The organism is Paenibacillus sp. EC2-1 (assembly GCF_049311625.1).
GTDB lineage: Bacteria > Bacillota > Bacilli > Paenibacillales > Paenibacillaceae > Paenibacillus_AQ.
In genome coordinates this window covers 2,698,254-2,714,962 of record NZ_CP186006.1, presented here as the reverse complement: position 1 = coordinate 2,714,962, position 16,709 = coordinate 2,698,254, and the positions used below count along the sequence as shown (strand labels likewise).

The window sequence follows — 16,709 nt, the reverse complement described above, 5'->3', positions numbered from 1 at the left end:
TTATCGTTCTTCCTTCTAGAGAGCTCCGAAAGAACATGAAGGTGATCTCCCGTCTCCTAATAATGATCAAACCGGTTCAAGCTGAGAGAGAAATTGAGATTGGGGAGAAAATTATGCTTGTTCTTTACTTTATTGTGTCAGATACCATTTTGTTGTTATACTATCCTGCCCGTTAGCTTAATGAATTACGAACGAATATCGATTAGATTCATGCCTAATCTGTAATCGGACTATGTTCTTGTCCCCCGACACTTATCCTGAGTGATTTGGTTTAGGATTTTTTGACTTGTCCTGATAGGTAGACCGATGTATATTGTTTGATTTCTTATCACTCGAATCACCTCCCCTCTGCGGATTTTATGTAAAAGAAAAAGCCGCTCATGTGAGCGACCGTAACTTAATCGTTTTTCTTCTCGAAAATATAAACGTTAGATTGAACCGTACCTGCATACAATTGAGGCGTAACACTGTGTAACTTCCAGCCAGTGTTGTACATTTGGTTAAGATGCTGTTGAAGTTCATGTTCGTCACTACGTGAAATAATAATTTCCGACACTTCAACTTTATATTGTTGGTCCATTCTCATTTGACCTCCTCGACATCACAATTCTACATCGATATCCTTTATTGCCTATGATACTCTTTGAGAACTCCCGAAATCTTAGAAATGCTCTGTTTTGTCTATTGATCAACCTTTAGCATTGCTCTGCTCTCCCTTCAGCCGTCTCTGTGTGCGACTCAATAGCGTAGACTTTGATTAAATTCAACAAATATTTCTTGAGTAGCTTCTTCCCATTGTTTACTTGTATAAACTATAAGTTCTACATCATTCGGTATTAGTTGATTTGATAGAACACTCCACATCGACAAATTGTTTTTGCCAAGGGTACTCCTCCTTAAAATGACTCCTTATAGTATTGGAAATTTAATCTTATTTGACCTGAGTATATACCATCTGAATTCCAAACTTCGGCTGGCTATTGTCTTTATTGGGCTATCGTTCTTCGTTAGTTGAACACGAACAAGGCTAGTTAATCTTATAATCAACAATTTCTTTTACTCTTGTGTAATGTATTAATCGTTCGAGTTCATTGAGAACTCTTATTCGTCCCTTTTCATTGGTCCACCAATTATCTGGACGAGTATTGTTATCCAAAACCCCAGAGAGGCTATACTCAATCCAATCTGGCATATAGGTCTTCATACTAAGATAACACCGTCTTAAGTGAAAGAAGTTTGTAACTAGAAGGATTCTTCGAGTCCTTTCTAATCCGAATTTCTCGTCAATCATTTCTCTTGAATTGATAATATTTTCTTTTGTATTTGTTGACTTATCCTCCACCCAAATATCTGAGTCTTTTACACCGCTTTGTATTGCCGTGTCCCTCATAACATGAGCTTCAGGAATATTTGAAGTGCCACCCGACATAATTATTTTAGTTGCGCGCCCCGCTTTATAGAGTTCTACTGCCTTTGGAACCCTCACTCTTGGGGCTGTAATGCTACCAAATACCAGAACAAAATCAGCATTTCGCCCGTCATCGTCCATACCTTCAAAGATTATCTTGTTAATCATTTTTTTATCAAGAGATTGAGATTCTAATTCGGACAGAAACATAACGACCTCCTGAAAAATATATTATCACAAATAATATTCTGCCATTATTATACAATTATGTATTTTGCAAATCTGCCCGTTAGCTTAGTCACTTCGGACGAACATCGATTAGATTCATGCCTAATCTGTAATTGGACCATGTTCTTGTCCTCGGATATTTGCTTCTTAATGTTAGATGATACTACCCTTTAGCTTAACAAGAAAGAGAAAGTTACATAAATTGAAGTTCAAGAAGATCCAAATTATTGCGAACGATGATCATTTTGTCCTTATAGTCCCAATGGCCAATCAAGTTAGGCAGCTTCGTCAGATTATAGTCTTTATTCCATACCAACAAGTTATGGATGCCTTCGAGTGTCTCTTGCTTCTTTCTTGGGATGATGGCCGCATTGCGCTCTTCATAACGCCTCCAGATTCGCTCCTCCTGAACAGACAACGGCGTCATCAGTACGACGATCTTATCTGCAGCGGCAAAGCTCGGCCCTACCCACGACCTGTATACGCCTTCAACGATCCAGGAATTGAGACCGCTGATTTCTCTAAGCCGGAGGTCACGCTCATCTTCTGGTACCTTTACACCATATTCATTCGATTGAGGATCCCAGAAAATATCGTCTAGATCGTAATGCGGAATTTGGAGCTTAGCGCTCAATAACGCCGCGATATAGGATTTACCGCTTCCTGAGCCGCCGATGATATGAATTCGGATTTCAAACACCTCCAGATTCTATTTGTGGAACTACCTTTGTTGAAATATTTCGTCGTATTGTTTGATCCGTTAGTTTAATTAACATCTGATCAACTTTCGTGCCTGCGTCAATGATATCATATCGGGAATGTAACAATGTTCTTGTCATTGCGTTTTGACAAGAACTTGATAACATAAAATAAAAAAGCCGGAAATAACTGCCCTTCAGTTGATTATAAGTGGAGCAGTTGCCTCGGCATACTGCTCCACTATAGTTGATCTTATCTGAAGTACTGAACTATATATACAACTTAGTGGTGCAGATTCATTGACTGGCAGTTGTTCACCTTGTATATTCATACGGTAATACAATCCTTTCCTCTCCAACAGTTGCTCGTGGGACCATGTTCTTGTCTCCCGACAAGTTTTCAACCATCGCTGTGTTCTTGTCCTTTTCGGCAATCGGTATAAGTTCTTGTCCCTCAACAATTGCCTCGGCCCTCTTGATTATCTTCTGAGCCACGGGAAATCTTCATGTGTACTTGGGCTTTTGAATTCCCTATAATGTACAAAAAGCAACCTTCCAAGGTTGCTTTTACTTATAACATCACCCAACCACTTGCATTATGACTAGTGTCCGGGTTTTACCTGTAACTCTTTTTCTAAGATCATTTGATGTTTCTTTTGATCAAATCGGAAGTAATACTTTGACACTGTATCCATTCCAGCTCCATGGCCTCCCCTAAAGACCAGCCGATTATTTATGACCCTGGGCTTTTCAATCGGGTAAACATGAAATTTGTCAAGAGTTCTATGATTAAGCATAAACGTAATTGGATAGGCGCTATCTCCGTCTACGCCATATAAATAAAACTCCAATCCATGACAATCGGTATACCTGGGCATAAAATAATATAATTCCGTGTCCCCTAGAATCAAATTCTCGATTTCTATCATTTCATTTTTTGGCTGGATCACTTCAATATTGTTCAGTTCATGTATTTTCAATTCATGAGTCCTGGTTTTAAATACGACATCGTAGTTTCCTGTTATGCTATAGTCCTCTTCCAGGCCGTAACAACTCGGCGCACCTAGTGTTTGAATTTTCTCTTCAGAATTTGGCACAATTTCTAATTTACCGTTTTTGGAATTCCCTACTGCTCGTGGAGGTGCGGACGCTTTTGTATCCACATCCTCTATATCCGAGTAACCCAGGTTGGTTCCCAGTTCAAAGTATTCATAACCTGTCAGGAGCAGCAGTGACATCGTCAGGCTTACAATTAGCTTAATCATTCGTCCCACCTTCTCTTAGTAATGCATATCGTTAAAATACTCATCAGCGGAATTTCGTTTTTACCCCAATTCGGTATTAACTTAAGGGCCACTTAGTTCTTGCCTCCGTTTATGAACCAAAATGACAACCCTCCTTCGGAGTTGTACGAAAATCCCGCTATTGTATAAACAATTAATTTAGATGTTAAGTTACGGAACCTATAAACATTTACCGGTGAATAATCATCAACTATCTAAAATGGAAACGTCACATGTTGCTCTTCATGTTCTGGAATCTAGATGCGGAATTGTAAAGTAATTTGATATATATCTAATAGGTAATCGGACTAAGTTGTTGTCCTTGGCTCGGGACAAGAACTTAGTCCGATATAACAAAAAAGACGCTAATAGCGACTTTCATCGGGACCATATTCTTGTCCCCCGACAACAAACAATTAAGGTGTTAGTTTAACAAAGGCAGCCGTTCGCACTAGTCGGCTGCCATCTTATAGTTATTAAGCTATCGTGTCCCGTTAGCTTAAGTAAAGGGCTATCACTCGGTAGCCCTTTCGTTGTTCAATATCGTTCCCTGTTAAATTAACACTTACCACCGTACTTTCTTGCCAACAGTGAGCCCTAGCCCCATCCAACGTCCTTCATCATGCAGAATAAAATCCTTTTCGCCATCGTAATATTGGAAATTATCGAGTATCCATTGGTAACCCTCACTGAAGTAATAGCTTTCCGTAATACAAAAACCTTGACCTCGAAGTAAATTGCGATTCCATTCCAACGTCCGAAGTCATTTTTTGTAAGATTGAAAGCTATCGAAATTTTCCAAACCATGTTCTTGTCCGTTCCAGTTAATGATGGTAAGGAGCAACTAGGTATACATCAAATAATACTGGAATTAAAACCGTGAAATTAAGATTTAAAAGATTTGAGATGAAATTCCAGGGCGGAACTTTGTAGGAATCCCTTTGTGATTTGAACAAAAAGTATCTAGATGTATAATAGAGTACGCAATAACTCTGAACTTATCTGCTTTCAATTAAGTGTAGACGGTCCCCGTTGAACTTCATCTTCATCATCGCATATTACTAAAGGAGTGAGCCTAATTATACATAATGTAAACTAGTATGCAGATATACTTATGAAATTTGACAGGAGTTATTTACATGAAAAAAATGTTTCGAGCAAGATACATATTAACCTTTATTTATTTGTGTATAGCATTATTAAACTATACCAATCTAGATGCTAAGTGGAAAATTGACAGTGCAGACCTACTCATTTACTTTACAAGTCCACCTCTTTGGATAATTAATGATTTAAAGTTTGCATTTGAAAGAATTGAGTTGTTTTACTTAATAACACTAATATTTTGGTTTTGTATAGGTTATATAATCGATATTATTATAATTAAAATATTGAGAATGATTAATTAATTGATAAATATAATTCTTTAATTTTTTAGATGATCTTAGGTTTCCCCTAATATCATCTATTTTTCTTACCACAATTCACCTCTGATATTGTTTTAAAGATAAGTTTTATTTTCATCATTAGCTAATTATTGGTATATCCCTAGTCTAATAGTTCGCTAAACTTATTATATGATTTCAGGCGGATTAATGTGAGCGACCGTAACTTAATCGTTTTTCTTCTCGAAAATATAAACGTTAGATTGAACCGTGCCTGTCATTTCACCTCCTCGACATCACAATTCAACATCGATTCATCGACATCCTTTAATAATGAAGTTCAATTCCAAAACTTATTTTTTTATCAACTAGGTTTACAGAGGTAATGAAGAAATAAAGTTGTAACCGCAATACGGTATCGTTTCTCAAAAGAAATTGATTCGAAGTCCCCATTCAAAAATACTTCTATGTCATTTACATCTACTCTTGAATACAAAGCAATAGTTTTATTGGTTATGCCAAATACATCTTTTAAAACTTCAATAACGCCTTTTACTCTGTCATCCTCATTAACCTCTTCCATGCCTATGGTTAGTATTATTAGTAAATTTCTAAGCGATGCAAGTTCACCCCCGCTGTATTCCTTACTAGCAATAACATCCATGCTAACTCCTGTTATCTTACTTAGAGTATCTAGTGATACTCCGTATCTTCCTGTAACGCGTTCTAACATTTTGTTGAAGTCTCCGTCACCACCCAACGAAGATATACTCTTAACAGAATTCACAGACCCCACCCCCTACAGTTCTTCATTATATGAAACATGAAATAGATCTTCTTCAAGCATATAGTTTTGATTATACGTTTCATTGTAAGTTATTCTGCCTGGGCTAAAATCAATTCCTTCAAACACATTATCTCTCATCCAAGCTTTTTTCAAATTGGCTTTTGCCTCTTCCTCGCCTATAGGGAGTAAAATGGTCGCAATTACATGCTTTCGTACTATTTCATAAATCATTACAATTTAGCCCCAGTTTGTTGTTAATCTGTTTTAAATAACCCCTTACAACTTGTTCATCTTTTGGATTTCGTTATAAGTACTCCAAGCTTGCAGATTCAAGATAGTTATAGAAATGATCGTTATCTACAACGAATTCGTGATAATCTCCATCAATTGAGGATTTAATAAAGTACATAACTCCCGCTTCTCCAAAATAAATATCATCCCAAGGACCAAATTCATTTGCAAAAACGCATCTCACACTATCTTCCCGGTGCCCTCGAAACTCCTGATAGTTTTCCAAAACATTTAAAAAATTTTCATCCTTAATATTAGAATAGAATAGTTTAATTAATCTGTATTCTTCGGCTTCTGCAATTTTAAAATTAGGTAGATATTCATCTTCTAATGGTTCATCAGGATAATTACAGATTTTTGACTTTGAGTACTTTCGTGGTGTAATATCCTCCTTCTTCATATCCCACCAACATCGATCTTCACTGTAAATTTCATAAGCCCAATAAGCTGGTTTCTCACGATAATCCTCATCTGTGAGATCTAGTCCGTCCCAGTAACTATTGACGCGATCTACCGCTGCCTGTTTCGATATTCCAAAATACCTTTGCATGTCTTCAACGATTAAAAGATAATAAAAATATGAATCCTCTTCTGTATTAAAGTTGAATTTTATCTTCATTGTGATCACTCAATTCCTATAGTATCTAGTACCGACATAGCCTTTCAAAATTTTCGCTGCTAATCGTGAGTTATGAACATATACGTTACTTTATCACAGAATAATTTTCAAATAACAACAATCACATTTTTAAACTTACCTGCTGCTACTGACATCATATCGGTAATGTAACAATGTTCTTGTCATCCGTCGGAATGTTATCAAGTTCTCGTCATTATGTTTTGACAAGAATTTGATAACATAAATATAAAAAGCCGCATAATCAGCGGCTTCTATTGTTACTATGTTTTTGTCACCCGACAACTAGGCTTATAACAAGTCATATCTTATCCTGCTTTCAACCAGAATTAAGTGGTTTTTCCGTTGATGAAGTTACCTCAATCATGTGACCAGCTTCGTTTGTCATGAATTCCCTTATTACTTTAAATTAACGCCTTCAAACACTATAAACTTCCCTGCTTATAGTCCCTCATTTGACGTAACCTTTATAAAGTCCTTCTGGTTAGGAAGGTTCAGATTATAGCAAATCAATGCCCCCATCCTTTCTAATTACATTTTACAAGTCGTATCTCCGATGCTCTGTATACTGCCGAATATAATGGATTGATCATCTATACAGCACACCATAATTACACTTTGAGACCCAATCTGTTAGCCAATCCCCACGCAAACTCTTTTTGGGAGTCTAGCTTCAATTCGTTAAACACTCTTACCATGCGTTCCTGCGCTTTTTCCATTTCACCTATTGAGCAATAGAGTACCGTTAAGTAATGGGGATTCTCGTAAATCCCATCTTTCTCTCGTAACTCCATTACTTTGATTACATCGTTGATACTTTCAAACTGACGAAGGTGAGGGAGTATATAATCTGTAATATCTTTCATTATCACTTGTTTAAGTTGATCAACGTTAGTATCGGTAGTCAATCTGTACCAATTATCGTTCTTCGTTAGTTCTGTGCCACGAATCCGTAAAACTGAGTTTACTTCCATTGGAAAGGATGGTTTCGGATATCGATGAACTGTTCCGAATAATTGTTCTATATAAATGCCAGTATTGAAAAAGAACTCAACTTCATCATGTGTATTCCACTTCGATGACTGAATGTTTACTGTTGTAGAGAAGTTAGAACAGACATGGGCAAAGTTATTGCCCTGCTTCTTAAACCCCTCTACCTTAAACAAGGGAGCAATGGTTCTTTTTATAACTTCCTTCAATACATCCTGCATTGTCATGCTAATCAATCCCTTTGATGATAGAATCCTGTCTTCATTCTTCCATGTTATCCTCGACACATCTATCAAATATAACTTCAAAGTCACCCTTGATTATCAAATGTTCAACCACTTCTTCAATACGTTTGCGACTACATTCATCCACCAGTACCATATCACTACCCCAGAAATACTTCCCTTGCAAGCACTCTCCAGTTTGTTGATTCTTTTTAGCGAGGTACAGTATGTTCTTGTATGTGAAAAACGAAGCAACCCACCTTGAACCTTCTTCAAATGTAACTATCGCATCAGTGTTATCATCATATATGTTCCATTCTCCTTCAGCCCATTGTTCGGCCTCAATCCAAATGGAATATGGCATGTTTTTCACTAATATCGCCTTCTTTCGAAACTTAATTGCACCGTATGTTGGAATTACATTTAATCGTGTCACATCACAATTCATTCTTAGGCGGGCTGTAGGATACTGTTTATCCAATTCCTTTCCTCGATGCTCAAGTTGGTATAAGCTGGTTCAATTCCTCTTTCTTCTCAGAACGTTTGATTATTGAAAGACCATTTGACAGCTTATAATCCACGACTGCAGTCTCGTCTTTGTTTTGTTAATGGTTTTTAATGGTGAGTCCTGGGAATACGGTATAATCATTAACGTCAATTCTTCCTAGTGGTCTCATCGTTTGTATTTTACCTCGAGCTATTTCAATATCCCAGTTTTCTCCGAATAGCTTTTCTTCCTGATAGATAACTTTTATTCTTACTTTAACCGTATTATCTTTAGATATCTGAGCATCCACAATGTCATAATCAATAATTGCTGGATATATGCCGCCGATCGGAATCATATCAAATCCTTCAACAGATATTGATTGAATCAACTCAGCATCACGATTGTCAAAGCCTGCTACAAAAGTAGTAATAAGGTTTTGAATTCCCGCCCAGGTGCGACCATCTATATTAAGGTTCTGATTCCAAACATCTTCCTGTGAGTCTACCTTACTGTTTATTGACACTGTTTGATCCCTCTGGTCCCAACTTACATCAGCTCCTAGCGCTTTAGATACGAAGCTTATCGGAACCATCACGCGATTATTACTCATCTGTGGTGTGACATCTGATTTAATTTGTTCTCCATTTACGACGATTTTGATCGTCCCCTTAGCAAAAGCCATGCTTATTGCAGCAGTTAAAGCAATTAATACTGCAGTTAATGAAATAAACAACTTTTTTTTCATTAGTATCCCTCCTAAGAAATTATGGTACATGCCAATCACGAAAACAGAATGCATCGCGATTTTGCAAACTTAACGTTTGCTTCATCTTATAGCGTTGTTTGACTCGTTAGTTTAATTAACATCTGATCATGCATGGGATCGAATACAGTGTTTCGGATATCCTCCAAAACTCAAAAGGAACGTCAGGATAAACTTCCCTGACGACGGTTTTCCCGGAAGCTCGTAGTTGTTTTCCTGATCAAACTTATCTTTCCGGAAGATAAGTCAGAACAACGACACCTGAACCGAATGTCTTTATTTCCGCCAGTTTCAGCACTTTCTTATCTATCCCTTCTCTAAAGAGACGTTTTCCGTTTCCAAGCACAACTGGGAAAACCATGAGCCGATATTCGTCGATGAGGTCAAGCTGCATCAGCGTTTGAACGAGTGCGCAGCTACCAAATACCAAGATATCCTTACCAGGCTGCTGCTTCAGCTTAGATATTTCCTCCGTAATATTGCCCTTGATCAGCGAAGAATTGTTCCATTCCACTTTTTCCAGAGTTGTTGAAATCACGTGCTTGGGGTAACTGTTCATCATCCGGCCATATTCCCCTTCTTGCTCGATCAAATTAGGCCAAGCCGCTGCAAAATTAACATACGTTTTGCGTCCAAGCAGAAGAGCGTCGTTTGCTTTCAGTTCATCGAACTTGAATTGCTTTGTTTCCTCACTACGGAATTGGATCGTCCACTGCGGATTCTCCATGACGCCATCCAGCGATACAAACTCAGATACAACTACTTTTCTCATTTTCTTTCTCCTTTTGTTTTTTTCAATACAATCCGTCTGTCTGATTGTATGATAGCGCGAGTAATGCAGACATGTATCAGGTATTGTCGCAATAAACAAGCCTAGCGACTTGGAACTTGCATTTTTCGTTGTTCACGAACTATAGTTTAGCTTGAGACATGTGAACAGATTTCTCATGGATTGCTATTCCCGAAAAAAGTTTGGATACGCTACTTAAACATTTTTCTCTTTTTGAATATCAATTTAGCACCCGCTACTAAACCACCTTGTTTGGCTCGCTCGGGAAAAGAACTTGTACCGTTAAAACAAAAAAAGCCGCTATTAGCGACTTTCAAAGGAACCAAGTTCCTGTCCCCGGATAAGACCTGAGCTGGCTGTGTTGAGTCAGCCCCTATCCCTACTTTAGAAAAAACGATGCTCTCAGATTAATGAATACTATTATAAATGCTTTTAAATTCTTGAACAAAATCAATCGGCAGCATAGGTTCATCAGAAGCAGCTATTTGTTGAATCTCTTTTAACCTGTTCATTGATTCTTCATCCAAATTTGACACATCGTTTGCTTGATGGAAATAAATATACTGCAATACATAACGAAGTTTAATAATCTCTTGTAAATATTCTATTTCTTTTTCTTGGATTGTATTTTCTTTTAGATATCCTTTTATAAAATGGTGGAAAAACAATTTATAATATTCCGTTTTATTTTCAAATTCCTTATACGGAAAAAAGAGTGCATAACTCAATGTAATCCCAATATCGTTTACGAAATACGTATAACTGCAATCATCGAAATCGAACAAATAAATGTCGCCGTTATGCAGATAAAAATTACTTTGACTAAAGTCGCCATGAATCAAACCGTATGTATCTTTGGACTTGGGCAGAGAAGTAAGTTTTGTTAATCTTTCTTTTATAATTGAAATCATTACATCATCAGGTCGCAGGTACTTCTCCGCCTTTATTTGAACTTCTTGGTCCCAGGCTTGTCGTTTAAACGCGGGATTACTCCATTCATAACTCTTTGTGGCATGATGGATTTTCCCCATAAATTCGCCCCATTTTTCGTAAAGCGATTCATTCCAATCTTCATCCGACACTTCTTCTCCAAGAACCATTTCGTATGAAATGGCTAGGAACAAACCATTTTCTGCAGCAATTTCTTCAACCATATTGCCTCTGGTCGATGGAACAGCATTTGAAACTGCCAGTCCTTTATTCGACAAAAAATTTATAAATTCAAGTTCACCCAGTATATTATTTCTTGATCTTCTAATTGTATGTGAGATTTTTAATATAAAAAATGCGTTGTTTTTCTGGTATTCATAAACAAAGCTCTCATAACCGCCCAATGAACGAACATTCTCTTGATTAATGTCATATCGCTTTATTGCTTCGGTAAGGATCTCTTCAGTGAATTGCTGTTCAATTTCTCGAATCATTTTCTATACCTTCTTTCATTCATAATTTAAGTAGTTGCATTATTTTTCAATCAAAAATTTCGGCGACTACCTGACGGAAGACCTCTTGCTGACCGTTTTCCAGGGAATTGTCCAGCACCGCCCTCTCTCCAGAAGCATGTCCTCACACAAATAACAGTGTATCGTATGAATTCTACATTTTGTTAAAACTATCCTGCCCGTTAGTTTAATAAAAAGGCGTCTAATCATCTTTATTAGACGCCGTCGATGACATCATATCAGGAATGTAACTTATCCACTTGCTCATTCGCTTCAGACCATTTTATAAACCCTTCTGTCCAATTATCTTTTTCAATTTCGTATTTCCTACCTCATAAGAATGTTGAACTAAAAATATAGTTTTCATATTCTGTCCACCTTTTTATAAAGTTGTATTCGCGAAATGATTGAACTATCCTCCCCATTATTTTAATGAAAAATGGAGCACTTGCCACACGGCAAACTGCTCCATAATGTTATTAACTATCGTTTTTTGTTAGAACAAATAGATTTTTAAAAATAATAATAAATGTATAATTCTCTGCTATCATATTCTTGCCCAAGCTCTAACCTGTTAATTTGGTTTCTTATATTTAGAAGAGAGCACGAATTGCAAGGGAGACAATCAATTAGCCATGTATCAATATTAATTTCTTCAAGCTGGGAGTCTACAGAAATCGCATGTTCTGCTATTTCGTTAAGCAATTGGGCATTAATTATATGGGATTTGATTTCATAACATGCATCTCCGTGGTACACCCAATTTTCAGCATTTGAATTATACTCATACCCACATTCAGTACACTTCATATCATCCTCCGAATCAATCATATTCATAAGTTTAAGTAACAGATACTCCATCTGCCCATTTTCTTAAAGGATTTTATTTCATTTTCAAGATTCAGAGTTGCATTATTCATCGACAACCACCTGTATCCTACGATATGTTCTTTACTTTATTGTATCAGATACCATTTTGTTGTTTTGACAAGAACTTGATATAACATTAAAATAAAAAGCCGCATAATCTGCGGCTTCTGTTGTTACTATGTTTTTGCCTCCCGAAACTAACTTCTTCTTCTACATCAGTGTCTCTTTTCAATAGTCCGAGTTAGTATTATTTCATTTCCTCGTTCCATAATAAATCATACCTGGATCAATGGTACAGTCCACTAATAGTAGAATAAAAAAATAATTACTACAAGAGAGATCAGTTTGGAAATAGAGCATGAAAAAACACCCTATTTTAGGGTGTTTTAATATTAAATTTATTTAGAAGACCGTAGCCAATAAATCTGTAACGTGATAATACATATATCCAAATACTAAAGACGCTACAATTTTGTATATAGTTTGATTTTTCGAGTTTTTAAAACTATTGATAAAACACCACATAAATACTACACCAATTAAGAAGTAAACAGTATTCAATTGATGATCCCCTCCATAATTATAGTTTTAGACTACTGCACAATATAATCCGAATGAGTGAAATTAACTTTAGAAGTAGAAGTAGAAGTAGAAGTAGTAGCTTATAGTTACACCATCTTTTGTGCTCCAACTTAAAGAAGGATCAACTTTTTTTGTGAAATGCCAGTAATCGCCTACTATACTAATAACCTCAGTGTTTTTGCTGTTATCATGTCCTTTTTGAAATTTGACTCCACTCAGATTCATAATCCTTGTAGCCTGTTAAAGTGGAGCCGAAAACTTTGTAATGTAGGACTGGCCAGTAGCTACGGTGTAAAATAATACTAAATTTAAATGCTTATATCTAGTGGGAAATTAATGTTATTTTGGAATTATCACCATATTCCATCCTGATTTTATAACAGTTTCTTCTTGGTCTTCCGGCTGATATCCACCACTGAAATCGTCGTTCTTTGTCTGAGTCATCTCTTAAGAATTTTACTTTTTTATTGATTCACTATATTCGAATTTTATCAATTTCAAGTTATATTCTGTTAATAATTCATACTCAGATAATGGACTAAGATCTGTTATGTTTCCCTCTTTTTTTATTACACCAGGGGTTAAGGCATCTTCTTTGTATAACTCATCTTCCAAGTGATAATCTTCATATAAAACTGAAAAGAATAATGATACTTCCTTTCCTTTTCCACCCTTATACAAGACAACGTTCTTATTTCCGCTAGCCAATTTTTTCTTCCATTGTATATATTTACGGCCAGATCCTTCGCTCAAACCGAATCCATCAAACTTAACAATGACGGTATCTTCTACAGTCTTTTCTTGTCCATTGATTTCATACTCCAAGTAAAAAGGGAATTCCCCATAAGTATAGACAGGTTTAGGAGGGTCTTCAGTTAAAGAAATACTGATATATAATAGCAGCCAAGGACCCGTGAAAAAAACAATTACCCCAAGAAAAACAACTTTTAGTCTTGTAGAAATGGATTTCACTTAAACCTCCCTTTTAATGCTTTTGTTACTGACTCCATAGAATGATTCTTATGTATAGTTTCACCGTTTAGCGTAACGCAAACAAAGTTTTCCTGTTAACAAAAATACGACCGGATTTATTGTATGTAACCTTCTGGCTACCTACAAGATCTAATATACGTAACGTTACGAACATTCTAATACTTCTAGTCTAGAAAGCAGGTGAACCCTTGCAAGTAGTTCCTATTGTTAGCTGACCGAAGTACGATGATTCTCCGAGCGAATCGACACTCAATGGTCCATCCGACGTCACGGTTCATTCCGCTGCGAATGTTCCTGAGAAACATGTCTATGCAAGATTATGTGGGTTGTCTCCGCACGAATACGGTCGGAATAATAGGTAGCCTGTAGATTTGGTCGGATTATCGGGTAATTACAAGCATCTCAAAAGGAGAATACTTATGATTAAATATTTCAAGAAAAAATCTATTCGCTTATCTGTATTAGGATTAGTAACGCTAATAACTGTCTGCTCATTTACACTGGTAAATGCTCAAGGGACATCATCCCAATTAAAAGAAACAGTAGAAGTGGCTGAGCTATCAAAGCCTGGTGGCGGCCAAAGCCAAAGCCTGACAGTCAATAATGCAGAAGAAGCTGCTCTGGTATTGCAGAAGTATTTTAACCTGACTGGATTTTCACTTATGCAAGATGAGAGAGAAGTACCCACTGCAACTTATGTAACCACAGACGACAGTATGCGGGTATGGGTTGGTAATAATAATAAAATAATCGGTCTCGACAACATGAAGGCATGGAAAGAATTGAAAATTAAGAATGAAACACAAAAAGAAGAGTGGATTTCAATAGACCAAAGTAAAGAGATAGCCATTCAATTGGCTCAACCATTCCTAGACGTTAGTGTTCAAGAAGTACAAATCACAACAACAGAGCATCCCTACAATGACTCGCTTATTGTATTTGATATTATTCCTTCCTCCGAAGGCAATCTTACTGGCAACGGTAGGTTTCATGTAACTTTGGACCGATCCACTGGAGCTATCATGAATATTAACCCTGTTCTGTGAATGAGCTGAACGACTGGAAGCTAACAACTGCTATTGCAGGGCCGTAGAGCAACGAATGGGTAACCAGAGAACGATAGTTAAATAACCAGTGTAGCAGTCTGAGCATCAGACTGCTACACTGGTTATTGTCATAAGTTGAATCTTAGTAAAACACTATAATGATCCACAAGTTTGCACATGGTGAAATAGCTGTAGTATTCGGTAGTCTCTTTGACCTCGCCATGTCCATTACCGAATAAGTTTAATACCACTACCCAAATGCTCCCATCATAGACAGCTTGTCACAACAGGCGCTCAGCAGAGGAAGGATCTGTATTTCGCCGATTAACTTAAGGTGTCTGTTTCAAAACCTAACAATAATACGTTATTTTACAACTCGGTATCGTAGGTGTGTCTCACTCGCAAAGGCCGATGTTTCTACCCGCTCCAACTTCATGCACTCTCCTAACCCGCCAAATAATGAAATGCCGTCACCCAGTAGCAAGGGGACTACATCTAGTACGATCTCATCCACTAGACCAAGTTTGAGGCATTGCCTGGAGATGCTGCCACCCAAAAGAGCGACACTTTTATCACCAGCGCTTGCTTTGGCAGCCTCAACGGCTTGCTTAATATCATTAACGACGAAACGATAAGTGATACCATCTATTTCAACGGGTTCATGGGCTTCGTGGGTCATGAGGAATATTAAATGTATGTAGTCACAACAACCTTTATCATCAGGATCAGGCGTCCCCTATGTAGACCCCTTATGTCTACATTCTATCATCCAAAGACAGAACTGATTTCTCATAAATTGCTAGTTATCCGAACGAAGTTCAGGAAGCAGCCATTTTATTTAAGGCATTCTCAAAATAGCTATATACTTCATCTGCAATTCCTAGAAACTCTTTTACAGGTACATCACTTTCCAAGTAACAAGCATACAGATAATCAACTAATGCGGAGTCAATCTCACAATAGTTTAATATGGCATTCTTCATCTTAATAATGTCATCTTCCCATACACCTGTATCTTCTAACACCAAAGAGTATAATGCACGAATTAATCTCTTAGAGTAACCTTTAATATATCTAGATTTCAATGTGTTATCACTAGCATTAGAAAGTAAACCTCTATGTACACGATCTACTTCCTCCTTGGTCTCTGTATTTAAGTCTAAAATGAACTCTGGAGAAATCATGATCGGTGGTACTTTTTCACCAATGTCATCACCATATATGCAAACACAAATGATCTTAACCCAAAACCCCCACTCATTGGGTTTACTTAATACATCGTCAATCGGGCAAATTGTCGTATCAATCTTAGTTAACAATGGATATTCTTCTAAAAGTCTGTCTTTAATTTTTGACAATCTCTCGTAATCAATATCTTTGGGATTTACACATACAATAGTAAAGTCTGCATCTGACTTAAAAGGTTTAGCCGTTCCTTTTGGAATTGACCCACACATATAAATGCTATGAATCTTATCTTTAAATTCGGCAAGTATACTATCTATGTATTTATCAACAAAATCCTTATATTCACTTTGTATTTCAATTCTTTTAATAACTTTTTCTAATATCATATAGACTCCTCCTAAACTAAGATCTTTATTCGGCTAACGTCTTATCTATGAACTCCGTAAACAACTTCATATGTAGAGTATTCGCGAAATCAATAAACTCCCCTGCCTGTTAGCTTAATAAATTTAAAATGGAAATATAATAGAATCGATTAGCATCAATATTCGTTCTTAATTGACGTATGACTAGAACGTGACATCATTCCCCATACGAAAACCCGTTATACCCGT

At 36.8% G+C, this 16,709-nt stretch carries 18 protein-coding genes; 1 reads left to right on the top strand and 17 read right to left on the bottom strand.

Annotated features, from left to right (window positions below):
• Positions 1–397: 397 nt before the first annotated feature.
• The 15 genes from ACK8P5_RS12855 to ACK8P5_RS12785 all read right to left on the bottom strand — a co-directional run bounded on the left by ACK8P5_RS12855 (position 398) and on the right by ACK8P5_RS12785 (position 13,840).
• On the bottom strand, positions 398–580 hold the full coding sequence (locus ACK8P5_RS12855) for a hypothetical protein (RefSeq protein ID WP_422661315.1): 183 nt from the start codon (positions 578–580) through the stop codon (positions 398–400).
• A 447-nt stretch (positions 581–1,027) separates the two neighbouring features.
• Positions 1,028–1,618, bottom strand: a complete 591-nt coding sequence (locus ACK8P5_RS12850) for a YdcF family protein (protein ID WP_422661314.1) — start codon at positions 1,616–1,618, stop codon at positions 1,028–1,030.
• Positions 1,619–1,829: 211 nt separating this feature from the next.
• Complete coding sequence (locus ACK8P5_RS12845; protein ID WP_422661313.1) at positions 1,830–2,336, bottom strand: DNA topology modulation protein FlaR; 507 nt, start codon at positions 2,334–2,336, stop codon at positions 1,830–1,832.
• Between the two features lie 313 nt (positions 2,337–2,649).
• The gene (locus tag ACK8P5_RS12840; RefSeq protein WP_422661312.1) at positions 2,650–2,829 is read right to left on the bottom strand and encodes a hypothetical protein; all 180 of its coding nucleotides are present in this window, start codon (positions 2,827–2,829) and stop codon (positions 2,650–2,652) included.
• A 107-nt stretch (positions 2,830–2,936) separates the two neighbouring features.
• A complete protein-coding gene (locus tag ACK8P5_RS12835) occupies positions 2,937–3,599 on the bottom strand; it encodes a hypothetical protein (protein ID WP_422661311.1) in 663 nt (220 codons plus the stop codon).
• Positions 3,600–4,182: 583 nt separating this feature from the next.
• The gene (locus ACK8P5_RS12830) at positions 4,183–4,371 is read right to left on the bottom strand and encodes a hypothetical protein (RefSeq protein ID WP_422661310.1); all 189 of its coding nucleotides are present in this window, start codon (positions 4,369–4,371) and stop codon (positions 4,183–4,185) included.
• A gap of 995 nt (positions 4,372–5,366) precedes the next feature.
• Positions 5,367–5,789, bottom strand: coding sequence for an HTH domain-containing protein (locus ACK8P5_RS12825; RefSeq protein WP_422661309.1), 423 nt, complete (start codon positions 5,787–5,789; stop codon positions 5,367–5,369).
• Positions 5,790–5,801: 12 nt separating this feature from the next.
• Positions 5,802–6,020, bottom strand: a complete 219-nt coding sequence (locus tag ACK8P5_RS12820; RefSeq protein WP_422661308.1) for a hypothetical protein — start codon at positions 6,018–6,020, stop codon at positions 5,802–5,804.
• A gap of 73 nt (positions 6,021–6,093) precedes the next feature.
• Positions 6,094–6,699, bottom strand: a complete 606-nt coding sequence (cdiI, locus tag ACK8P5_RS12815; protein WP_422661307.1) for a ribonuclease toxin immunity protein CdiI — start codon at positions 6,697–6,699, stop codon at positions 6,094–6,096.
• Between the two features lie 629 nt (positions 6,700–7,328).
• A complete protein-coding gene (locus tag ACK8P5_RS12810; protein ID WP_422661468.1) occupies positions 7,329–7,934 on the bottom strand; it encodes a DUF4304 domain-containing protein in 606 nt (201 codons plus the stop codon).
• Positions 7,935–7,968: 34 nt separating this feature from the next.
• A complete protein-coding gene (locus ACK8P5_RS12805) occupies positions 7,969–8,412 on the bottom strand; it encodes a hypothetical protein (RefSeq protein ID WP_422661306.1) in 444 nt (147 codons plus the stop codon).
• 124 nt (positions 8,413–8,536) lie between these two features.
• Complete coding sequence (locus tag ACK8P5_RS12800) at positions 8,537–9,166, bottom strand: copper amine oxidase N-terminal domain-containing protein (RefSeq protein WP_422661305.1); 630 nt, start codon at positions 9,164–9,166, stop codon at positions 8,537–8,539.
• Between the two features lie 244 nt (positions 9,167–9,410).
• Positions 9,411–9,956: a dihydrofolate reductase family protein gene (locus ACK8P5_RS12795; protein ID WP_422661304.1), complete on the bottom strand. Its 546-nt coding sequence runs from the start codon at positions 9,954–9,956 to the stop codon at positions 9,411–9,413.
• Between the two features lie 425 nt (positions 9,957–10,381).
• Positions 10,382–11,398, bottom strand: coding sequence for a phosphotransferase enzyme family protein (locus ACK8P5_RS12790; RefSeq protein WP_422661303.1), 1,017 nt, complete (start codon positions 11,396–11,398; stop codon positions 10,382–10,384).
• A 1,926-nt stretch (positions 11,399–13,324) separates the two neighbouring features.
• Positions 13,325–13,840 (bottom strand): hypothetical protein, encoded by a 516-nt coding sequence (locus ACK8P5_RS12785; RefSeq protein WP_422661302.1) that lies wholly within the window; start codon positions 13,838–13,840, stop codon positions 13,325–13,327.
• 440 nt (positions 13,841–14,280) lie between these two features.
• Here ACK8P5_RS12785 and ACK8P5_RS12780 point away from each other — a divergent pair, with 440 nt between their 5' ends.
• Positions 14,281–14,907, top strand: coding sequence for a hypothetical protein (locus ACK8P5_RS12780; RefSeq protein WP_422661301.1), 627 nt, complete (start codon positions 14,281–14,283; stop codon positions 14,905–14,907).
• Positions 14,908–15,271: 364 nt separating this feature from the next.
• On the opposite strand, the gene ACK8P5_RS12775 is transcribed toward ACK8P5_RS12780, so the two are convergent.
• A complete protein-coding gene (locus tag ACK8P5_RS12775; protein ID WP_422661300.1) occupies positions 15,272–15,586 on the bottom strand; it encodes a dihydrofolate reductase family protein in 315 nt (104 codons plus the stop codon).
• Between the two features lie 139 nt (positions 15,587–15,725).
• Complete coding sequence (locus ACK8P5_RS12770) at positions 15,726–16,481, bottom strand: nucleotidyltransferase domain-containing protein (RefSeq protein WP_422661299.1); 756 nt, start codon at positions 16,479–16,481, stop codon at positions 15,726–15,728.
• Positions 16,482–16,709 lie beyond the last annotated feature (228 nt).